Genomic DNA, 19290 nt, shown 5'->3' on the forward strand with positions numbered 1-19290 from the left:
GGGTTTTTATATGGTAAAAGTGCGCTCTACACTTCCGGCTCAATTCCCTGCGCCCTCAATTGCGCCATTAACCTTTCAACTTTTTGTTGCTCTTGTTGTAATTCCAATTGAGTTTGTTCCGCCCTCTCCCATCCCGTTAATAATAAATTCCCTTGTTCATCCCACCAACGTAACCAAGGTGCTTCCGTATTTTGATATCTACCTTGCCAAATTCCTAACTCAACGCCTAAAGATGAAATGGGAAAATGACCTCTTTCATTTGCTGGCAATAACTGATACTTTCCTGCTACCAAACAATATACTTCCACACTGGCGCGACTCACTTCATAAATTCCATAAAATGCTGGACGGATGATTTGTTCATAAATCCAAAATTTCCCAGGTTTTTCTGCTTCTCCTACGCGATATAACGGAGTTCGATCGCGTTCTTCAAACCCATCTCCTGAGACAAATTCTAAAACTATAAATGGCGGAATTAATTCTTGCCACAACACATAAGAACGGCGAAATTGACCGTTTAACATTGGCGGTACATTGGGTACATAAAACCAGTCTGGTGCTTCTGCGCCTCTTTCAGGTGGTTCAGTTAAACGCCAATAAATTCCACAATCTTGTCCAATACAATATTGCCCATCAGGATGTAGATTTTGCAATACTGATTCTATCGAATCGGTTAACAGAACGCTTTGGGGATGCTCCTGAAAATTTTTCACAAAAGTACCATCTGACTCTGGTAACTGAGTATGGTCAGGAAGTACAGTATTTATTGCTGTTTGGTCAATTCCTAAAGTCATAATATCATTTTTGGTAAAAATTCTAATTGCTTAAATTATATAGTTTCTGCTTAATTAACTTTGTAGTAGCGACTTTAGTCGGGTAAGCGACTAAAGTCGCTACTACGAACCAGAATAAATTAGCTATTTGCTAATTTATTGGAAGAGGTAAGTGCTGATAAAATGCGGGATGTCTAAAGCTAGTAGGGAATAGGCAAATAAAGCGCCGCCAATTCCACCAATGAGAAAACCGCTAGCATATTCGTTCCAACCTTCTGCGGTATTTAATTCTTGTGGAGGTCTGGGTGTGGTGACGGTTTGGGTGGGGTTGGGGGGATTGGTACTAGCATATAGGGAAATGGCGATCGTCGAAATTACAACCAACCCAACTGTTGAAATTAACCCCGCTAAATTTGCAATGTCTGAATCACGTAATGGCCCTAACTTGGCAAAGGGACCAATTAACCAGTAACCGTGTGCCATTCCTACTTCTAAACCGCGGCGAATTGGTGATAATCCTTGACGGTATGCTGGCAAATTGTTGATGAATGCTTTAGTAAAACCAGAGGAATTTATTGGGGTTTCTAAATTGCCGATTTGGGGATTATCATAAGCTGGATAAACAACTTCTTGATTTCTCGGATCTCTGGGATTGTCGTTGGAACGTTCGATCGATCTAATTATCGTTTGCATATTTCTATTCTCAGCCGATAAACTACAAAGATGATGTTTTCTGCAACAGCAAAAACTTTTTACTTTACCTAAATTGACAAAACTGCTTTAAGCAAAAATCAGTCAAAACTTCATCAATCAAGCTCTTTTATGGCATTGGATGAAACAGTAAATCCGGGAAAAAGTAATTAAACACAATCAAAATTACTGCCTGGATTGATAACCACAAAATAATCAAAACAGGCGCAAGAGAAAGGTATTTGACTAAATACTGCAACTGCATTTAAGATTCCTGTTAACTTAATTAATCAGCAAACTCCTCATATTCCAGTTCTCAATAACTAGAACTAGAGAAGACTAACTAGAGGAACTTCTGATTACTTACTAATTTACAAAACTTAAATATTTAAAAATCACCCCAAGGTTAGAAACAATAAACTCGCGATATGTTTACCAATGCTACACCAACATCCGTAAACAATCGCGAGTTTTAACATCAGATAAAATTGTCGGAGCGTGTTGCCAGTTCTGCGTTTATGCTACTGCCAAAAGCCGGAACTAGCGTACTCCTACAGGTATAACTAAACCATCCAGAAACTATGCCGAAAGATATATTCTATGGCATGGGATGGAATAGTAAGTCGGGGAAAAAGCGGTTAAACTCAATCAAAATTCCCGCTGTGATGAACATCCAAATTGTTGCTATAACAGGCGCAGTGGAAAGATATTTTAGGAAGTATTGCATGGAAAAATCCTCCAAGGTTTTCAGAGTCAAAAACTAAACTAGCGAGGTGAAACAGGGATTTTACTGTCGTCAGCTACTAATTGACCACTCACGAATTCTTGCAATGCTAACAAAGGCCATAATGGGCCGGTGAGCATTTTGGAAACAGCCAGTGGTACGTCGATGATGATTTCTTTTTCTTCGGGAGATTTTTCTTTCTTAATGGCTTGGAGATAGGCACGACCTACCCAGCCAATCCAACCTGTAATGTAGAGAAACAGAACGCTGGGGATTAAGAAGTCACCAGCATGGCCTAAACTGCCATCTACAATCAAGTGGGGTAATCCTTCTGGGCCGCAAAGTGCTTCAGAATAGCGATCGAGACGCTTCTTCCCTGATTCGGGATCGGCAGTTGTCGGACGGACAGTTTTATAGCGTTGTTGGAAAGCTGGAGAATCCTTGCAGGGTACGAGTACAGAGGAGTCCGCAGCAGAAGCAGCAGGAGCAAAGCTGAACCAAAGGCTGATTACGAGAATTAAAGCGAACAAGCGTCGCATCGGATTGTTTCCTTTTGTTACAAAACAATAAGTTTGTTGTACAAAAAGCTGAGATAATTTGTACAGGCGAAACCGCTGAACTAGGAAGCAATAATACTCTTGCTTGGTATTTTTAGTAAAGTTGAAGTGAACAAAAGTTAAAGTTTCTCAAACTAGTTCTCAACATTTTCCCCAGAGTGAGCAATGGCGACAATTTTAGCAATTGAAACAAGTTGTGATGAAACAGCAGTGGCGATCGTCAAGAATCGACAAGTTTACAGCAGTATCATTGCCTCTCAAATCCCCATCCACCAACAATATGGCGGCGTTGTCCCCGAAGTCGCCTCTCGCCAGCACGTCGAAACAATTAACCACGGGATTGCCCAAGCATTTCAACAAGCAGGTTTAAACTGGTCAGAGATTGACGGCATTGCTGCTACCTGTGCCCCTGGATTAGTCGGCGCTTTGTTAGTAGGGATAAGTGCGGCTAAAACACTCGCTATTCTGCATCAGAAGCCATTTTTAGGCGTACATCACCTCGAAGGACATATTTATGCCTCTTACTTAAGTTCTCCTGATTTACAGCCCCCTTTTCTTTGTTTGCTGGTTTCCGGGGGTCACACAAGTTTAATTTATGTTAAGGATTGTGGAGTTTACGAAACTTTAGGAGAAACTCGCGACGATGCAGCGGGGGAAGCCTTCGATAAAGTGGCGCGATTGTTGAAACTAGGTTATCCGGGTGGGCCAGTAATTGACAAGTTGGCAAAATCAGGTAATCCTCACGCTTTTCCTTTACCGGAGGGGAAGATTTCTTTGCCAAATGGCGGTTTTCATCCTTATGATTCTAGTTTTAGTGGTTTAAAAACTGCTGTGTTGCGGTTAACCCAAAGATTAGAGCAGGAAGGGCAATATCCACTACCAGTAAACGATCTGGCGGCTAGTTTTCAGGATACAGTAGCTAAGGCTTTAACGAAAAGAGCAGTTAATTGTGCCCTTGACTACGGACTGAACACCATTGCTGTAGGCGGAGGCGTAGCGGCGAATAGTGGACTGCGGAAACATTTACAGGAAGCAGCAGCTTTGCATAATTTACAGGTGATGTTTCCTCCAATGAAGTTTTGTACTGACAATGCGGCGATGATCGGTTGTGCGGCGGCGGATCATTTGAATCGGGGCCATGTTTCCAGTTTGAGTTTGGGAGTGCGATCGCGCCTCCCTCTCTCTCAAGTCATGCAACTTTACAGCTAGATCCCCGACTTCTTGAAGAAGTCGGGGATCTAGACAACATCATCAACAATCAACAATGATTTACAAACGCAAAAGCTTTTAACCTTTGAAACATTTTTCACTCAATATGGTAATAACCCTCGCTACGAACTTGCTGACGGAGAGTTAGTTGATATGGAACCAACGGGACTTCACGAAACCGTTAGTGGTAAACTAGCAACTCAAATTGGAATTGCCATTACCGCAGAAAAACTCCCTTGGTTTATTCCTCGTACTTGTTTAATTCGTCCTTTTACAGATGTTGCTACTGCCCGTCGTTCTGATATTGTTGTATTAGATCAAACTGTGCTTGCCAATGAACCTTTATGGCAAAGAGAACCTGTGATTACTTTGGGGCGATCGATCAAAATTGTAGTAGAAGTTGTCAGCACCAACTGGGAAACAGATTACGCTCGAAAAGTTGAAGAATATGCTATTTTTGGCATTCCTGAGTATTGGATTGTTGATTATTTAGGTTTGGGAGGCGTGGCTTTTATTGGTAAACCGAAACAACCAACTGTTACCGTTTGCCAACTAATTGAAGAAGATTACACTCAACAACTATTTCGTCTGAGTGAAGCGTTCGCGCAGCGTAGCGTTAGCCGTATCGTTTCACATTTGTTGAAGAACTTACAACTTCGACTTGATGATATTTTGCCTCGTTAATTTGCTAATACCAGCTTAATGCGAAGTAGCACATATCTCGATCCCCCTAAATCCCCCTTAATAAGGGGGACTTTAATAGATGTTTTTCGGGTTCCCCCCTTATTAAGGGGGGCTAGGGGGGATCGACTTCTATGCAACTTCATATAAAATTTCGTATAATATCACCCTTCTTAATCACTATCCCATGATCGATCGGGGAACCAATTTAAGTCGAGCAGCTTCTCAAAAGAATAGGGACATTCAAGAGGAAATTTAACAGTATTTCCTGTTTTTTGTTGCACAAGACCAAGGGCACGTTTGTAAATAAAATCTAGATTTTCTTCTAGATAGTTTCGCAGGGTTGTTGTGAGAATTTCGTCTAACTGATCCCGGAAGCCATAAATTTCGCTTCTCCAGTGATTAACATTAACTTCTCTTTCACTTTTCCAATATTCAAGTAATAATAAATGTATAATAATCTGTTTTAAAAAGCTCGATACTTCCCTCTTATCTCTTCTACTCAATTCTTCTAATTCCTCAATTAAATTTTCTAAATCAAGGGAGTCTAATTGACGATTTTTTAGTAATTGAATAGTTAGCTGTAACCATTCAAATTCGTCAGTTTCGTAAAGAGTTTTTAAATCAACGACACTCATTCTGCTTTCCTGATTGGCTTTCATATCGAATCAGAATACTACTAATTTCTCTAGCAACCATATTCGGCTGTTCTAACATAGCCAAATGTCCGCAATTAGGAATTTCAATTACATTATTTCCAGAGCATTCAAATAAGTGATGAAAACTAGCTAAATGGCGCACATATTTTGGTTCCATTACCTTGTCATTGGCACCAGCGATAAAATAAACAGGTTGTTTAAGTTGGGAAACTATTTTTGGCAGAGTATTAACTTCTGCTTCCGTGGTTGAATCTAGTAAAGTTCCTAAAGCTGCTTCTGGGTGCGCTATAACAAAATCGATTACCCTTTGACGACCCCAAGAACGATCGACTGGACGCGCTACACTATCACGAGCAAAGACTAAATCAATTCCAGGTAAATAACGCAGAAAGCTAGGGCGAAATTTGACTAACTGTTGACCGACGGCGCGAAATCGCTCGAATGCTTCCTTAAGATAAATACCACCACCAGCGTTAACGCAGATTACTCCCTTGACGGACTCAGGAAATTGTTCTGCTGCCCAGAGTGCGATCGTACCACCCAAAGAATGACCAACCAACCAAGCATGAGAAATATTTAATTCTTTAAGTAAAAGACCCAATTCATGAGCATAGAAAGCTGGAGTATAAAGAGCAGCATTCCTACTAACAGTTTCCACCAAAGACTCTTCCAGATCGTCTACTTCATAGTGATTTTTTTTGCCGATTTGAGAATGACCAAATCCCCGCAAATCATAACAAAGGCACTGGTAGCTTGGTGCCAACTGCTCGATTAGAGGTTGCCAATAGTGACGACTCAACAGCCAACCGTGAATGAACACCAAAACTTCACTCCTAGCAGTCGGAGCCGTTAATTCATAAGCGTGTGTTGTACCCAAGATGTCGATGCTTGCCATACATTGATCCTATCTTAAGGAGAGCCTCTTGAGTTCCCTTACATCAACTGATAGCAAGCATTTGGGCAATTAACGCCACATCAGCTTAGCAGCTTGGGGAAATGTGACCACAAGATAACAGAAAGATTTGTTTCTTATTCCCTGTTCCTTTCCCCAATCATCGACCCATTAACCTTAGCTTGACGCTTTCAGCGATTTTCTGTCCGAGATATTCGGGAATCAAGCTTTCATTAGGACCTAAAAGGTAGAGTATTAAGCGAGTGCGTCCCCTCCATACAAGCAAATTGGCACTAATCACTAACAGATCTTCTTGCCAAATGGCATACATTACTTTGTAAAACAATCCCGGCTGGTTATCCGCTTCAATTAACAATGCTGGTAAATGAAATACTTGATCGACGTGGAAATCAGTTTCTACCTGCTCTAAGCCAGCATCGAGATTGAATTCCACTGCTAGCATTTCTTCGACCTCAAAGCGCCCTGCGAGGGCTTCCCGAATGGCACGACAGACATTTTCAGAAGTTTTTTCTGTTAAAGCCTTGCTACCACGGGAAACGACTAATTTAATAAACACCAGCATCGGGGGGCGAATTTGACCATACAGGCTGAGGCTATGGATAGTTAAGCCATAAGCAGCTAGTACGCCAAAAATGTCGCTCAACAGAAATGACTGATTTCGGTAGGCAAAGTAAAGGGCGCTTTTGTTGCCTTCCGGTTTCATTTCAATGACCGCCCGCTTGGTTTTGTAGAGTCGATAAGCTAACCTCAAGTTTTGTAGTTGGCTTTCGCTACTGACAAACTGTTCATAGAATTGCGGAAACGATCGATTGAATCGTTTTAAGAGTTCTAGAGTTGACGATTTTAGACCCTGGGCCATCATGGGCAATTAAAATAGCAAACCAGATTGAAGTCTGGCTAATTTTCATCTGTTCCCACAGAGGATAGACTCTGTTTACCACCTAAAGTGAGTCAAAATTGCTGACGATCTTGATTTTTGGGGTAATTTCCCTACTCATCGAGTAAATCCCGCAATTATGTCAAACACTAAGGGTATACGAAAGATATACTAACTAGTGCAAGGGTGGCTGGGAGCAGGGAGGAGAGCAGGGGACAAACAGACAAGGAGACAAGGGGATAAGGGGATAAGGAAAGAATTTTTACCTTCTGCCTTTTTACCTTTTGCCTTTTTACCTTCTGCCTTCTGCCTTTTTACCTTCTGCCTTCTGCCTTCTGGCATTAGTACGCCTACCCAACTTCCTTTTACTACGATAACCACGGCTGCATGGGTTTTTGGAAAAGCTGGTTTAGCGATTTTGACAATGCCTCTTCAACTGGAGGCAAACAAGTAGAAGAATATCCGATCGCAGGTACAGGAGATTCGCCTAACCGCAGTGGTCGCATATTTTTTTCTACCGACCGGGATATTGATTTATACGAACTAGAAGAACTCTGCGACGCAGTGGGATGGTCACGCCGTCCCCTACGAAAGGTCAAAAAGGCTCTTCAGCACAGTTTCCTTGTGGGTTCCATGTGGGAAGTCAAAGGCAACCGGAAGCGCCTAATTGGTTTTGCTAGAGCTACATCTGACCATGCCTTTAATGCCACTATTTGGGATGTAGTGGTTCACCCTGATTTCCAAGGCAAGGGTTTGGGTAAGGCACTGATGAAGTACATGATTAAAAAACTCCGTAATGAGGATATTAGCAACATTACTTTATTTGCCGATCCTCATGTGCTGGATTTCTATCATGGCTTAGGTTTTATTTCTGACCCGGAGGGGATTAAGGGGATGTTTTGGTATCCCAATTAAATTACCTTCAGAGCAGAAAGACTACCAAATTAGCACCTCACACCATTTTCGCTTGAATCGGCTCCACTTGGCAGAAGTGCGATCGTCATGACCAAAACTTTTGCCAAAAAATCTGTGGCAAATTTTCGAGAAAGTGGTATACTAAGAAAGTTGCCAACCGGGATGTAGCGCAGCTTGGTAGCGCGCCTGCTTTGGGAGCAGGATGCCGGAGGTTCAAATCCTCTCATCCCGATCGATCCCATTCATAATTCAGTAGCTCCAATTAGGAGCCACGGACGCTGATTGTATTAACAACTTTTAGCTGTCCGTTTTTTTCGATCGTCCACACATCATAATTCCCTGTGACATCCCCTTGGGAGTCAAAGTCTAAGTTACCACTAGCACCCTGATAGTTAATGTCTTGACCTTGACGAACCAGGGAAAGTGCTTGACAAACATCCGAAACATCCTGTCCTGGGGGATTAGCTACTTCGCGGATTTTGTCTCTAATTGCTACACCGGAAGTGGATTTTGCGGCTTCTGCGGCTAATGCTAGCACGGCGGCGGCATCCCAAGTGTTTGGACCATAGACGACGGGTTGACGATTATTGTAGGCGGTTTGGTAGCGATCGCTAAACTGTTTTAAAGCCGCACCTCCAGCACTAGCAGCAGTCCCAATCATTCCCGTAGTAATATACTCACCTTGAGCATTTTTCCCCACCATTTCAGCAATCTTGGTATCTTTCATCCCATCAGTCAGTATGACTTGGGTCTTTTTCCCTAACAAACCTTGCTGATACGCCGCTTTCAGAATTAAACTTCCGGTTTCTGGGTAAGCAACTAATAAAACCGCATCGGGATTACCACGAAAAGCTTCTGCTACTTCTGATTCAAAACTCGAAGCTTCCGGGGGATAGTAAGTAGGTTTTGCCTGATTTAAAACTTTGCCACCTAAAGGCGTAAAAGCGGAAGTAAAGGAATTTACCAAACCTCTACCATAGTCATTATTAATCGCTAATACCGAGACAGTTTTAAAACCTCGCGATCGTGCTAATTTAGCTAAAGCTTCCCCCTGAAAACTATCTGGCGGCGCAGTACGAAACCAAAAACCTTGAAAATCACCTTTTTTCGCTCTTTCTGTAAAAACTGGACTAGTACTCGAAGGCGAAATTTGTACTACTTGATTCCGCACGGCAATATCCACCGCAGCACTGGAAACTCCACTTCCTGTCGCTCCCACCACTCCCCCAACTTGATTCACTTCTGCTAACTTAGTCATGGCAGCAGCACCAGCAGCAGGGTTAGTTTGGTCATTTTCGGAAATTAATTGCACTGGTTGACCTAAAACCCCACCACAGTCATTCACTGTTTTTACCAGTAGGTTAGCACTGTCCTGCATGGAAGCACCAAATTGAGATAAGTCTCCTGTCACAGAAAGAAGAGTGCCAATTTTGAGTCCAGAACCCGAAGAAGTGTTACTTTGACAAGCAGCAGCGAGTAAGAGCAGTAGTGTTGCTCCTCCGAAACTCAGCAACTTTGCTGCTTTGGTAAACTGTAGTTGAGTTCTAGTTGGGTGATTCATAATTCCTCTAATCCGAACAAGGAAGTCAATATTGATTCTCGCATTGGAACTATTTTCTTTGTAGCCAAGTCAGAATCAGTACAATTCAAGTAATGAATGTTGTAATATCTTCAAATGTTGTGTTGACAGAAGGCTACATAATTAATATTGTGCAGTAAACAAACTGGTCGCAGATTGCGCCAAAGAAACTCTAAGATACGATACTTAAGTTAAGTGTCTGAAGGTGGAATTTGTTGGTGCTCAGAATCTTTTAGGAGAGATATATGAAATCAATTTTTCGCAAAGGCGCATCTCTGGCTATTGTTGGCGGTACCCTGTTAACTTCTCTGGTTATTGGTACTTTGGAGGTGCTGGCTCTTACTCAAGAACAAATTGTGCAAAAGTTAGCACCTGTGTTAGTTTTTACCATTAATAACGAACAAGGTCAGACACTAATTCGGGAAGTTCGTAATCAGCAGCAAAATTCTACAGCCAAAGTTGCCGGGATTTTCATTAGTCAAAAGGATGCTCAGGCTTTTTTAGAAAAAATGAAAACCGAAAATCCCCAACTGGCAAATAATATGCAGGTAGTAGCTAGGTCTTTAGCAGAAGTTTATCAGCTGGAAGAAGCAAATAAAAATAAACCGCAGGCGTTAAATTTTGCTTATGTACCTACTCAACAACAGGTGGATTCGGCGTTGACAGTGCTGCGTCAAAGTGGGCAAAATATTCAGCAATTTAATGGTGTACCTTTGTTTGTTCTTAGCGGTGGGCCTAATAAAAATTATTTAGCTGCTCAACGTGGAGATCAACAAATTATTCCTTTCTTTTTTAGTAAGGAAGAAGTGCAAGCGGAAGCCGAGAGAATTAAAAAAGAACAACCTGATTTGGCATCTACTTTGCAAATAGATGTTGTACCTTTGGAAGGTTTGATAGATGCTTGGAAGAATCGGAAAGAGGAATGGTTGAGTAAAATTGAGTTAATTCCGGCTAAGGAATCACGGGAATTGTTGCGGACTTTGTTAACTGAAATGCAGCAAAATAACCAAAATCGTCCGGCTTCAGGAAATCAAGCTGCACCAACACAAACTCCTCCACAAAATAATCAGCAACGTAGATAATGGTGCAAGGTTAAAGGAGAAAGGGAAAGGCGAATTTGATTGATTTTCCTTTTTCCTTTCTGGTTTGGTAGTGAAGAAATGCTTGAAGGAAAAGTGGTTTCTGGTTTAGAGCTTTGGCAATGGCGAATTGCGGCGATTAAGGGGGCAAAGTTGGCTGATGTTTCGCCAATGGAAGTGGATTGGATTTTGCAGGAAGTGGCAGGGTTGGATACTTTAAGTTTGCGTTTGGAGTTGTTTAAGGATCGATCGCAAATCCCCCTAACAATACCAATTTCTCAGTTAAATGAACTCTGGCAAAAACGACTAGAAGAAAGGTTGCCAGTACAATATATTACCGGAATTACTCCTTGGCGAAACTTCAATTTAGTTGTTTCTCCCGCAGTACTGATTCCTCGCCCAGAAACGGAGTTATTAATTGATTTAGCGGTAGAAGCAGTGCAAGGGTACAGGGGTGTAGGGGTGGAGGAAAATTCTTTAACTCCAAACTCCAAACTTCAAACTTCCCCAACGCATTGGGTAGATTTGGGAACGGGGAGTGGTGCGATCGCAGTTGGTTTGGCAGATGCTTTTTCTCATGCCATAATTCATGCAGTGGATCGAAGTGTCGAGGCTTTAAATATTGCCCAAGAAAATGCTCAACGTTTAGGATTTTCGCCCAGAATTAACTTTTATCAAGGTTCTTGGTTTGCACCTTTACAAAAATTAAAAGGTAAACTAACTGGAATGGTATCAAATCCGCCTTATATTCCTAGTAGTATCGTGCTAACTTTACAGCCGGAAGTGGCAAATCATGAACCACATTTAGCTCTTGATGGCGGTGATGATGGATTGGATTGTATTCGTTTACTAGTCAAAGAAGCACCAGATTACTTAGTTCCGGGGGGAATTTGGTTAATTGAAACAATGGCAGGACAAACTGAGGCAGTAGTAGAATTGTTAAATAATCAAGGAAGCTACTGTAATATCCAAATTTTCGCTGATTTGTCAGGAATCGATCGCTTTGTCTTAGCTTATCATTCCAAATAGAAATCAGAGAAATATCAGCCAATTACTATTTAACTATATTAACAATGAAGGTTTCAATAGATGCCTTAATAAATGGTGCAAAATCTGGTTCTGTAGTCAGCTTTCCCACGGATACAGTACCAGCATTAGCGGTTTTACCAGAAAAATCTCATTTAATCTTTGAAGTGAAACGGAGGAGTCAAGATAAGCCTTTGATTTTGATGGCTGCAACTGCTGAGGAACTTTGGCCTTTTTGTAGAGGAAATATCCGAGAATTCCCAGTTTGGCAGGAAGTTAGCGATCGATATTGGCCCGGTGCGTTAACTTTAGTATTACCAGCCTCCGATCGAGTACCAGGTGGGGTAAATCCTCTCGATCCAACTACTATTGGAATTAGAGTACCCAATAGCAGTATTGCTCGCCAAATTCTAGCGCAAACTGGCCCTTTAGCGACTACTAGTGCTAATTTATCTGGTCAGCCACCGCTAGAAAGTATGCTAGAAATTGCGGCTCAATTTCCTGATGTTCTGACTTTATTATGGGAGGAAGAATCAAAGGATAAATTTAGTAGTGTTCCTTCCACTGTTGCTAAATGGATGAATCATGATTGGCAAATTCTCCGACAAGGAGCAATTAAGCTCAGATAAAACCCAAGCTAAAGGTAGAAGGTAAAAAAGCTTACATTAATGCTTTGACTTTAGTAATCGGTAAATTATTTTCGCCTTGCTGGGTAGAAGTTTGTCATAATTTATTTGCTGAAAGTAAAGTAGTTAATAAGAAATTTTTCAATTTTTATTTTGATGAACAGATCTCAAGATTCTCAACCTAATGTTTCTGCTCTTTCTGAACAACTGAAGCTGACTCGCGCAGCTTATTATCTAGCTTCGGAAATGAGCGATTTTAAAGCGGGGTTTTTGGCGAGAATTTCTCATGAATTGCGATCGCCTTTAAACAGTTTAATCGGTCTGCACCAATTAATTATTTCCGATTTATGTGAAAGTCCCGAAGAAGAAAGAGAATTTGTCGAACAAGCTCATGCTTCGGCTTTAAAACTAGTAGGGTTAATCGATGAAATACTCAATGTTTCTCGTATTGAGTACGGTACAAATCGGTTAGATATTCAACCTTTGGAGTTAGCAGAAATTCTCTCGCAAGTCTATGATTTAACTCATTTACAAGCAGCAAATCGCAATCACCGCTTAACAATTGAAACCCCTGCACCAGAAATTTACGTATTAGCAGATCCTCGCTGGTTAAGGCAAGTATTACTGAATTTAGTAGATACGCCGCTAAAATATATGGAACCGATTAATGTGCGAGTTTCGGTTCATTTATCCCCAGCAAGTGAATATGTTAATATTTGGGTGGAAGATGAACGTCCAGCAGAAGCCTTGACTGAACCAATAGATTTATTAAAAACTATTTCTGAAGACAAAGATCCCCTATCTATCAATAAAGATTTTACCCTTTCCCCAGGATTATCTTTGATGATGAGTCAAACTATCCTAGAACTAATGAAAGGGCGTTTAGAAGTTCTCGCAGTTCCTTCGGCGGAAGAAGGTGAAAAATTTACCAAAATTCAGTGTTCCATTCCTTTATGTAAAAAGGAAATATTTGATGCCGAAGTTTAGAAAGTTTTTTCAAACATTTGCTCGATCGCTCTAGCCGAAGCAGCATTAATCCGCCGTTGATTATAGAGTACCATAGCCGTGCTAGGATTAGGAAACTCAAAACCTAACTTGAGATAAAATTCCTGTTGATAAGTTGTCATTAAATAAACTCTTTCCACAGGGCGAATCCGGGGATGATCGAGCAAAGTTTCGATTAACTTTCGCCCTAAACCTTGACCGCGGTAATCTGGATGAACTACCACATCCCAAATTGTAGCGCGAAACACGCAATCGGAGTTAGCCCTAGTAAATCCAATTAAGCGATCGTCATCCCAAATACTAATTACAGGATCGCTATTAGCGATCGCCACTTCCCAATCTGCAAGCGATCGGTTTTGCGCCCAAAAAGCAGCGAGATTAAATAATTCTTGTAATTGGAGAATGTCTACATCTGCTTGGCGATCGCAAACCCGAATTTGACCACACTTCATTCGTTAATTAACCCCCAGTATCTTACCGGGCTATTCTACTAATTAAATCAGAGTTGTGTGGTGTCCAAAAAGACTGAAATTCTTTTAATCATTAGTCATTAGTCATCTGTCATTTGTCAGAAGTTTATCAAGTACCAACTAGCTAATCACCAATGACCAATGACCAATGACCAATCACTTAAAAATTAACCATTCAACCAACGAGCCGCATCTTTCGCATGGTAGGTCAAAATCAAATCAGAACCAGCACGTTTAAAACTGGTTAAAGTTTCCATTACCACCCGTTCCTCATCAATCCAACCATTAAGGGCGGCAGCTTTTACCATAGAATATTCGCCAGAAACATTGTAAGCCGCAACAGGCAAATTGCTAGCTTCCTTAACCCGCCAGATCACATCCATGTAAGCCAAAGCAGGCTTAACCATCAGCATATCAGCACCTTCAGCCATATCTAAAGCGATTTCCTTAAGTGCTTCGCGAGCATTACCGGGGTCCATTTGGTAGGTTCTGCGATCGCCAAACTGCGGCGCAGACTCAGCCGCATCCCGGAAAGGCCCATAATAAGCCGAAGCATACTTAGCCGCATAAGACAAAATCGGTGTATCCTGATACCCCGCCTCATCCAAAGCCTCACGAATCGCCTGCACAAAACCATCCATCATTCCCGAAGGCGCAATAATATCCGCCCCCGCCTTAGCCTGAGAAACCGCAGTCTTCTTCAACAAATCCAAAGTCGGGTCATTCAACACCCGCCCCGACAAATCGCCAACCTGCAAATAACCGCAGTGACCATGAGTAGTGTACTCACAAAGGCAAGTATCAGCAATCACCACCAAATCAGGAACCGCTTCCTTAACAGCAGTCGCCGCCTTTTGCACAATCCCGCAATCATGCCAAGCGCCAGTAGCATCAGCATCCTTATCTTCAGGAATTCCAAACAGAATAATACCCGGAATCCCCAAATCGTAGACTTCCTTCGCTTCCTCCACAATCTTATCCACCGAAAGCTGATAAACTCCCGGCATCGACTTGACTTCCTTGGCAATACCTTCACCAGGAACAGCAAACAGCGGATATATTAAATCATTCGTCGTCAGAACAGTTTCCCGCACCATACGGCGTAACTGAGAAGAAGTGCGGAGACGGCGAGGGCGATGAATTGGAAACATGACTTTTTTTAAACCTAATTTTGCTGAGGAGTTACTCATTTGTGAAAGGCAGAGGGCAGAAGGCTTTAAGCCAGAAGCCAAAGACAGCTTTTAGCTTTTTCACCTGTTTTAACTGAATAATTATTTCCACAACTCTGCACTAGCTTACCTAGACTAATAAAAAATCATAATATTTTTAGTACCTATGTAGATCCCCGACTTCTTCAAGAAGTCGGGGATCTAGCTGGGCGAAAAGCAGAAAGCGAAATATTTCCGGGAAAAGTGGAAAATTCTCACCTTTCCCTTCTAACCTTCCCCCCTGTTCTGCCTTCTGCCTTGGAGTCCTCTGCCTTTTATGCTGTAACTGTTTCCGCTTCCGCAGCCGCAACAGCATAAACGCTAACTTTCTTGCGAGATTTACCCTTTCTTTCAAAAGTAACAATACCATCGATGAGAGCGAACAAAGTATCATCGCCACCGATACCGACATTATTACCAGGGTGGAACTTAGTTCCCCGTTGGCGAACTAAAATATTGCCAGCGCGAACAACTTGACCACCGTAACGCTTAACACCTAAACGCTGGGCGTTAGAGTCGCGCCCGTTGCGCGTACTACCAGTACCTTTCTTATGAGCCATGTTTCCCTCTTCAATCTATCTACTTCTACTTTGTCTATTATTCAGCTGTTTCTGCGGTAGCCGCTGGTTCTGGAGAAGTTTCCGCTGACGCAGGTGCGCTTTCTTGTTTGCTACCACCAAGCACTGTACCGTTGAGGCTGATGGAATCAATCATTAAACGAGTGATTTCCTGGCGATGTCCCCGTTTTTTGCGAGTTTTCTTTTTCGGTTTCATCTTGTAAACCAGGACTTTGCGCCCCCGAAAATGGCGCATCACTGTACCTGTAACGGTAGCACCTGCAACCAAGGGCTGACCGATACTTACATCACCGTCATTGTTAACGAATAAAACTTTGTCAATGGTGACTTCGGCATTTTCGTCTACGTGCAGTAATTCAATGTCGTAAAAGCGACCGGGTTCTACCCGTAATTGTTTGCCGCCTGTTTCAATAATTGCGTAAGTCATGAGTTTTTGCTGATTTGAGCCGTACAGGTAGCTGAATTGGTCGTTGGAATCTAAAACCATAGCCAATCAAGCTTTTGGAATGTCTTGACCTGATCCGAGCAGGGGTAGACAGACAATCTACTATTATCTGTTTTTTTCTAGCTAAATGTCAACAAGAAAAGTTTTCTAAGTAGGTTGTTGCGCTTCAGCGCGACAACCTACCTAAAGTGGGAATATCAACCCCTGAAGAGAGATAGTAGTTGGATCAGAACAATCAAAGAACAGCGGAGACAAATTAACAAACTAATTAAGGAAAACCCTAGCCTGAAACCTTTCCTTGATGAAGCAAAGGAAGACTCGTATTTAGGTGGTTTAGATTTGGCTGTTGAGGAAATAAAGATGGGAATAAAAACTTTTCCTTCTCAGGTTCCTTATTCTGGGGAATTAATAAGCAATGGGGATTTTTTTCCGGGTGAACTCACTGATGCCGATCGAGAATTACTTACACTTTATGGAATTTCACCTATATCTATAACCCAGATACATGAAGAGTAACTTTTAGGTGCTGACTTTTAAATGATTAACCAAGAAATTACCCCTGGAAAAATTCAGAAGGTACGATTCAAAAGACAAAATGGAAATGTTTTGATTTTTGAATTATCACTTTTGAGTTTGTTCAGGGGTAATGAATTTTTTGTTGATTACTGACTAGGAATTACCTAGTATCAACTTAACGGTAGACACCGTTGTTGAAGCGATCGTCTCCTTCCACAAAAGCAGATTCTACTGGTGTAACAATAAACTCATCCAAGTTAGCTTGGAGAAGTTGTTTCTGACGTTCGCTGAGTCCGGGAATGTCCAATACATCCTCTACTTTTTGATATGGCGCATTTTTGATGATCTCCCGGGCTAAAGTAGGGTACATTCCGGGATAACTCTGAAATGCCCGGATATTGGTGTTATTTAAATCAATCTTGCTGCCTATTTGCCCTAGCTTGTCATCTACTTTGTTTCGCAGCGCAATTTGAACTGGTGTTTCTGCTAACACTGGTGCAGAGTTAAATGCCACAGTGGTCAAAGCAGCGGCATTAGCGCGTTGGGTGAATCCTAGTCCGGCCCAGCAACCAATGATTAAGGCGGATATTGTGAACAAACGTAACAACTTTTTCATTTATCAGTACCTCCCTCAAAAACTGGACTGATGTCCACACAGCTTCCATCAAAAGATATTATCGGTCTTATCGTACCGTCTTTATTAACTTGTCTTACTAAGTTTTTGTTTGGATTGCCAAAAACCGATCCAAGTCAGCAAAAGTGCCTGCATAAGTAACGGTTGGGGTGTCGTAGCCTTTGAGATGCACTACTTGTTGCTTAAAACCAGCGTCCTCAACACCTAAAGGTAACAGATATTTATAAGTAGTTTCACCTAAAGCTACATCCATGTGCAGCTGCTTGGTGGAAGATTCCAAGCGGAATGCTGCATTAACAGTATCTCCTAAAGCGGTGTAATCTGGTCGATCGCCGCTGCCCGTATTACCCACCATTGCATAACCAGTATTAATTCCCGCCCCAATTCGCAGCGGAAATGGTAAAACATATTCCCGATCCAATTCCTGTGTCATTTTGTACAGGTCACTAAGTGCCTGACAAATTTTACTGACTTCATCGTTAGTAATAGTGCGTCCACTATGAAACCAAACAGCCATTACTGCATCACCGATGTACTTATCCACCCAACTGCCGTAGTCACGGATAATACTCCCACAATGACGAAACCAAGTGCCAATCAATTCTGAAAGTAGCTTCTCATCTAATTGCCGAGTTAAAACGGTAAAGTCGCGGATATCGACTACCATGACCGAGATTAAGCGGCGAACGTGCAAAGCTGAGGTAGCAGTTAACTCGTCGGAGTTAGTGTTACTGGGCTGTGGAGAGTTATCATTACTGGGAGTAAAAAAGTCTAATTCAGTTTGACCGAAGGTAAGGCGATCGCCATTTCGCAGGGTTACGGGAACGCTAACTCTGCGCCCATTGACAAAAGATCCATTACGGCTTCCTAAATCAATCAAATAAAATTCCCCTGTTTCCATGCACTGTAACATGGCATGGTTACGGGAAATCCAGCGATCTGGGATGACAAAGTTATTGTCATCGCTTCTACCAATAGTCCAGCAATGACTGCCTACTAATGGTAAGTATCGATTCCCAGACTCGGTTTTTAGTAACAGGTAAGGAACGGATGTAGGTTGCAACGTCACCGGATTTTAGAGAAGCGACGTGGAGGTAGTCAGAGTCTCTAATATTTATACTAATTTAACTGCCTGAACTCGCGTGACAGGTGTAAGTAACACTTTTGTCAAGCTAATGGTTTGATTTAGGCAGTCGAGGCAACTAACCAAAATAGGCCATCTACCAAGATAGTACTCAAAACTGCTCCACTAAACGCCCACCAGTGTAACTGTCCTGAGCGCCACGGTAAAGTCCCCACGCCCAAGAGAATGTTTAAGAGTACGATCGCCCAAGAAATTCCCCAAGCTGTAGTAACATGAGTTGTCGCATCTTGCAAGATCTGTATTGCTAATTCTGGCTCCACTTGCATTAGTTGCCGCCAAGCAGGAATTAAATCTACTAAATAAAAATACGCATCCGTAACGGCTGTGCCAAATAAGGAACCCAAATAAAACCAGCTACCAACTTTGCCCCAACCTTGTCGCAGACACCATAAAGCGAAGGGTAGTCCGATCGCTTCCACTGGCAGATGAATCAACGGTTCCCAACGCAGCCAACCCCAATAAATTGACCCGGCTAACCAACTCCAGCTAAACCCTAAGAGCAAATCTCCCCAAACTTGGGTTTTTGGCTTTTTCAGTAACAGAAAACTTAAACCGACCCAACCCAAGGTTAATAACAAGCTCAGCAAGGGCAAGAGCCGCACTAGAGGCGCTTGGATGAACACTGGCACCGAAACCAGGAATGATGCTGCCAGGAAGACTAACCAGGCTTTTTTAGAACCGATTCGCCACCAATCAGTGGCCCGACAAGATGTGTAAGCAGACAAAGTATTGTTTAGCAAGATTTTTAATTTTTGTTACTTAAGTTTACCTTATTTAAGGTATCACAATAAATATCCCCCCTGGGGGTATTTCTATATTAGCTTAGTTTTTCGGAAATGTGGTAGAAGGCAGGGGGGCAGGGGGGCAGAGGGGCAGGGGGGCAGGGGGGCAGGGGGGCAGGGGGGCAGGGGGGACAAGGGGACTCTTGAACTCAAAACTCAAAACTTCCCCAGTCCCCAGTCCCCAGTCCCCAGTCCCCAGT

23 protein-coding genes, 1 tRNA gene and 1 pseudogene are annotated in these 19290 nt (G+C 42.3%); 9 read left to right on the forward strand and 16 right to left on the reverse strand.

The genetic code is table 11. From position 1 onward, the window contains the following. Window positions 1–26 precede the first annotated feature (26 nt). The 5 genes from ACE1B6_RS02150 to ACE1B6_RS02170 form a co-directional block, all read right to left on the reverse strand. Complete coding sequence (locus ACE1B6_RS02150) at window positions 27–794, reverse strand: Uma2 family endonuclease (RefSeq protein WP_413255582.1); 768 nt, start codon at window positions 792–794, stop codon at window positions 27–29. 135 nt (window positions 795–929) lie between these two features. After that, window positions 930–1466 carry a photosystem I reaction center subunit XI gene (locus tag ACE1B6_RS02155; protein ID WP_413255583.1) on the reverse strand — a complete coding sequence of 179 codons (537 nt, stop codon included), beginning with the start codon at window positions 1464–1466 and terminating at the stop codon, window positions 930–932. Window positions 1467–1593: 127 nt separating this feature from the next. After that, window positions 1594–1728 carry a photosystem I reaction center subunit IX gene (locus ACE1B6_RS02160; RefSeq protein WP_413255584.1) on the reverse strand — a complete coding sequence of 45 codons (135 nt, stop codon included), beginning with the start codon at window positions 1726–1728 and terminating at the stop codon, window positions 1594–1596. A 333-nt stretch (window positions 1729–2061) separates the two neighbouring features. Continuing rightward, window positions 2062–2190 (reverse strand): photosystem I reaction center subunit IX, encoded by a 129-nt coding sequence (psaJ, locus tag ACE1B6_RS02165; RefSeq protein ID WP_413255585.1) that lies wholly within the window; start codon window positions 2188–2190, stop codon window positions 2062–2064. Between the two features lie 38 nt (window positions 2191–2228). Next, window positions 2229–2726 (reverse strand): Photosystem I reaction center subunit III, encoded by a 498-nt coding sequence (locus tag ACE1B6_RS02170; RefSeq protein ID WP_413255586.1) that lies wholly within the window; start codon window positions 2724–2726, stop codon window positions 2229–2231. Between the two features lie 183 nt (window positions 2727–2909). Here ACE1B6_RS02170 and tsaD point away from each other — a divergent pair, with 183 nt between their 5' ends. Both tsaD and ACE1B6_RS02180 read left to right on the forward strand, forming a co-directional pair. After that, window positions 2910–3953, forward strand: a complete 1044-nt coding sequence (tsaD, locus tag ACE1B6_RS02175; RefSeq protein ID WP_413255587.1) for a tRNA (adenosine(37)-N6)-threonylcarbamoyltransferase complex transferase subunit TsaD — start codon at window positions 2910–2912, stop codon at window positions 3951–3953. Between the two features lie 48 nt (window positions 3954–4001). Further along, entirely contained in the window at window positions 4002–4637 is a 636-nt protein-coding gene (locus ACE1B6_RS02180; protein WP_413255616.1) for a Uma2 family endonuclease, read from the forward strand. Between the two features lie 170 nt (window positions 4638–4807). Here the strand turns inward: ACE1B6_RS02180 and ACE1B6_RS02185 are convergent, their stop codons facing one another. The 3 genes from ACE1B6_RS02185 to ACE1B6_RS02195 form a co-directional block, all read right to left on the reverse strand. Then, the gene (locus tag ACE1B6_RS02185) at window positions 4808–5296 is read right to left on the reverse strand and encodes a DUF29 domain-containing protein (protein WP_413255588.1); all 489 of its coding nucleotides are present in this window, start codon (window positions 5294–5296) and stop codon (window positions 4808–4810) included. Beyond that, complete coding sequence (locus ACE1B6_RS02190) at window positions 5259–6188, reverse strand: alpha/beta fold hydrolase (RefSeq protein WP_413255589.1); 930 nt, start codon at window positions 6186–6188, stop codon at window positions 5259–5261. Before ACE1B6_RS02190 ends, ACE1B6_RS02185 begins: the two co-directional genes overlap by 38 nt. Window positions 6189–6345: 157 nt before the next feature. Then, on the reverse strand, window positions 6346–7065 hold the full coding sequence (locus ACE1B6_RS02195) for a hypothetical protein (RefSeq protein ID WP_413255617.1): 720 nt from the start codon (window positions 7063–7065) through the stop codon (window positions 6346–6348). 405 nt (window positions 7066–7470) lie between these two features. On the opposite strand from ACE1B6_RS02195, the gene ACE1B6_RS02200 reads away from it, so the two are divergent. Further along, window positions 7471–7998, forward strand: coding sequence for a GNAT family N-acetyltransferase (locus ACE1B6_RS02200; RefSeq protein ID WP_413255590.1), 528 nt, complete (start codon window positions 7471–7473; stop codon window positions 7996–7998). A gap of 158 nt (window positions 7999–8156) precedes the next feature. After that, window positions 8157–8230 (forward strand) — tRNA-Pro (locus ACE1B6_RS02205). 30 nt (window positions 8231–8260) lie between these two features. Here the strand turns inward: ACE1B6_RS02205 and ACE1B6_RS02210 are convergent. Beyond that, window positions 8261–9559: an ABC transporter substrate-binding protein gene (locus tag ACE1B6_RS02210; RefSeq protein ID WP_413255591.1), complete on the reverse strand. Its 1299-nt coding sequence runs from the start codon at window positions 9557–9559 to the stop codon at window positions 8261–8263. A gap of 263 nt (window positions 9560–9822) precedes the next feature. On the opposite strand from ACE1B6_RS02210, the gene ACE1B6_RS02215 reads away from it, so the two are divergent. The 4 genes from ACE1B6_RS02215 to ACE1B6_RS02230 all read left to right on the forward strand — a co-directional run bounded on the left by ACE1B6_RS02215 (window position 9823) and on the right by ACE1B6_RS02230 (window position 13295). Continuing rightward, on the forward strand, window positions 9823–10659 hold the full coding sequence (locus ACE1B6_RS02215; protein ID WP_413255592.1) for a Tic22 family protein: 837 nt from the start codon (window positions 9823–9825) through the stop codon (window positions 10657–10659). Between the two features lie 78 nt (window positions 10660–10737). Then, complete coding sequence (gene prmC, locus ACE1B6_RS02220) at window positions 10738–11685, forward strand: peptide chain release factor N(5)-glutamine methyltransferase (RefSeq protein ID WP_413255593.1); 948 nt, start codon at window positions 10738–10740, stop codon at window positions 11683–11685. A 44-nt stretch (window positions 11686–11729) separates the two neighbouring features. After that, the gene (locus ACE1B6_RS02225) at window positions 11730–12311 is read left to right on the forward strand and encodes an L-threonylcarbamoyladenylate synthase (protein ID WP_413255594.1); all 582 of its coding nucleotides are present in this window, start codon (window positions 11730–11732) and stop codon (window positions 12309–12311) included. A 153-nt stretch (window positions 12312–12464) separates the two neighbouring features. Continuing rightward, entirely contained in the window at window positions 12465–13295 is an 831-nt protein-coding gene (locus ACE1B6_RS02230) for a sensor histidine kinase (protein ID WP_413255595.1), read from the forward strand. Here the strand turns inward: ACE1B6_RS02230 and ACE1B6_RS02235 are convergent. The 4 genes from ACE1B6_RS02235 to rplU form a co-directional block, all read right to left on the reverse strand. Beyond that, window positions 13292–13765 (reverse strand): GNAT family N-acetyltransferase, encoded by a 474-nt coding sequence (locus tag ACE1B6_RS02235; protein ID WP_413255596.1) that lies wholly within the window; start codon window positions 13763–13765, stop codon window positions 13292–13294. The genes ACE1B6_RS02230 and ACE1B6_RS02235 overlap by 4 nt on opposite strands. Window positions 13766–13950: 185 nt before the next feature. Continuing rightward, complete coding sequence (hemB, locus tag ACE1B6_RS02240; protein WP_413255597.1) at window positions 13951–14934, reverse strand: porphobilinogen synthase; 984 nt, start codon at window positions 14932–14934, stop codon at window positions 13951–13953. A gap of 332 nt (window positions 14935–15266) precedes the next feature. Continuing rightward, on the reverse strand, window positions 15267–15551 hold the full coding sequence (gene rpmA / locus ACE1B6_RS02245; protein WP_413255598.1) for a 50S ribosomal protein L27: 285 nt from the start codon (window positions 15549–15551) through the stop codon (window positions 15267–15269). 37 nt (window positions 15552–15588) lie between these two features. Then, window positions 15589–15996 (reverse strand): 50S ribosomal protein L21, encoded by a 408-nt coding sequence (rplU, locus tag ACE1B6_RS02250; RefSeq protein ID WP_413255599.1) that lies wholly within the window; start codon window positions 15994–15996, stop codon window positions 15589–15591. Window positions 15997–16161: 165 nt separating this feature from the next. On the opposite strand from rplU, the pseudogene ACE1B6_RS02255 reads away from it, so the two are divergent. After that, window positions 16162–16530 (forward strand): annotated as a pseudogene (locus ACE1B6_RS02255) (DUF29 domain-containing protein); the annotation flags it as partial. Window positions 16531–16705: 175 nt separating this feature from the next. On the opposite strand, the gene psbU reads toward ACE1B6_RS02255, so the two are convergent. The 3 genes from psbU to ACE1B6_RS02270 form a co-directional block, all read right to left on the reverse strand. Further along, window positions 16706–17146: a photosystem II complex extrinsic protein PsbU gene (psbU, locus tag ACE1B6_RS02260; protein ID WP_413255600.1), complete on the reverse strand. Its 441-nt coding sequence runs from the start codon at window positions 17144–17146 to the stop codon at window positions 16706–16708. 97 nt (window positions 17147–17243) lie between these two features. Then, window positions 17244–18233, reverse strand: coding sequence for an FHA domain-containing protein (locus tag ACE1B6_RS02265; protein ID WP_413255601.1), 990 nt, complete (start codon window positions 18231–18233; stop codon window positions 17244–17246). 116 nt (window positions 18234–18349) lie between these two features. Beyond that, a complete protein-coding gene (locus ACE1B6_RS02270) occupies window positions 18350–19048 on the reverse strand; it encodes a DUF3120 domain-containing protein (protein ID WP_413255602.1) in 699 nt (232 codons plus the stop codon). Between the last annotated feature and the right edge of the window lie 242 nt (window positions 19049–19290).

Origin of the sequence: Floridaenema fluviatile BLCC-F154 (genome assembly GCF_041929135.1) — a bacterium.
Lineage (GTDB): Bacteria > Cyanobacteriota > Cyanobacteriia > Cyanobacteriales > Aerosakkonemataceae > Floridanema > Floridanema fluviatile.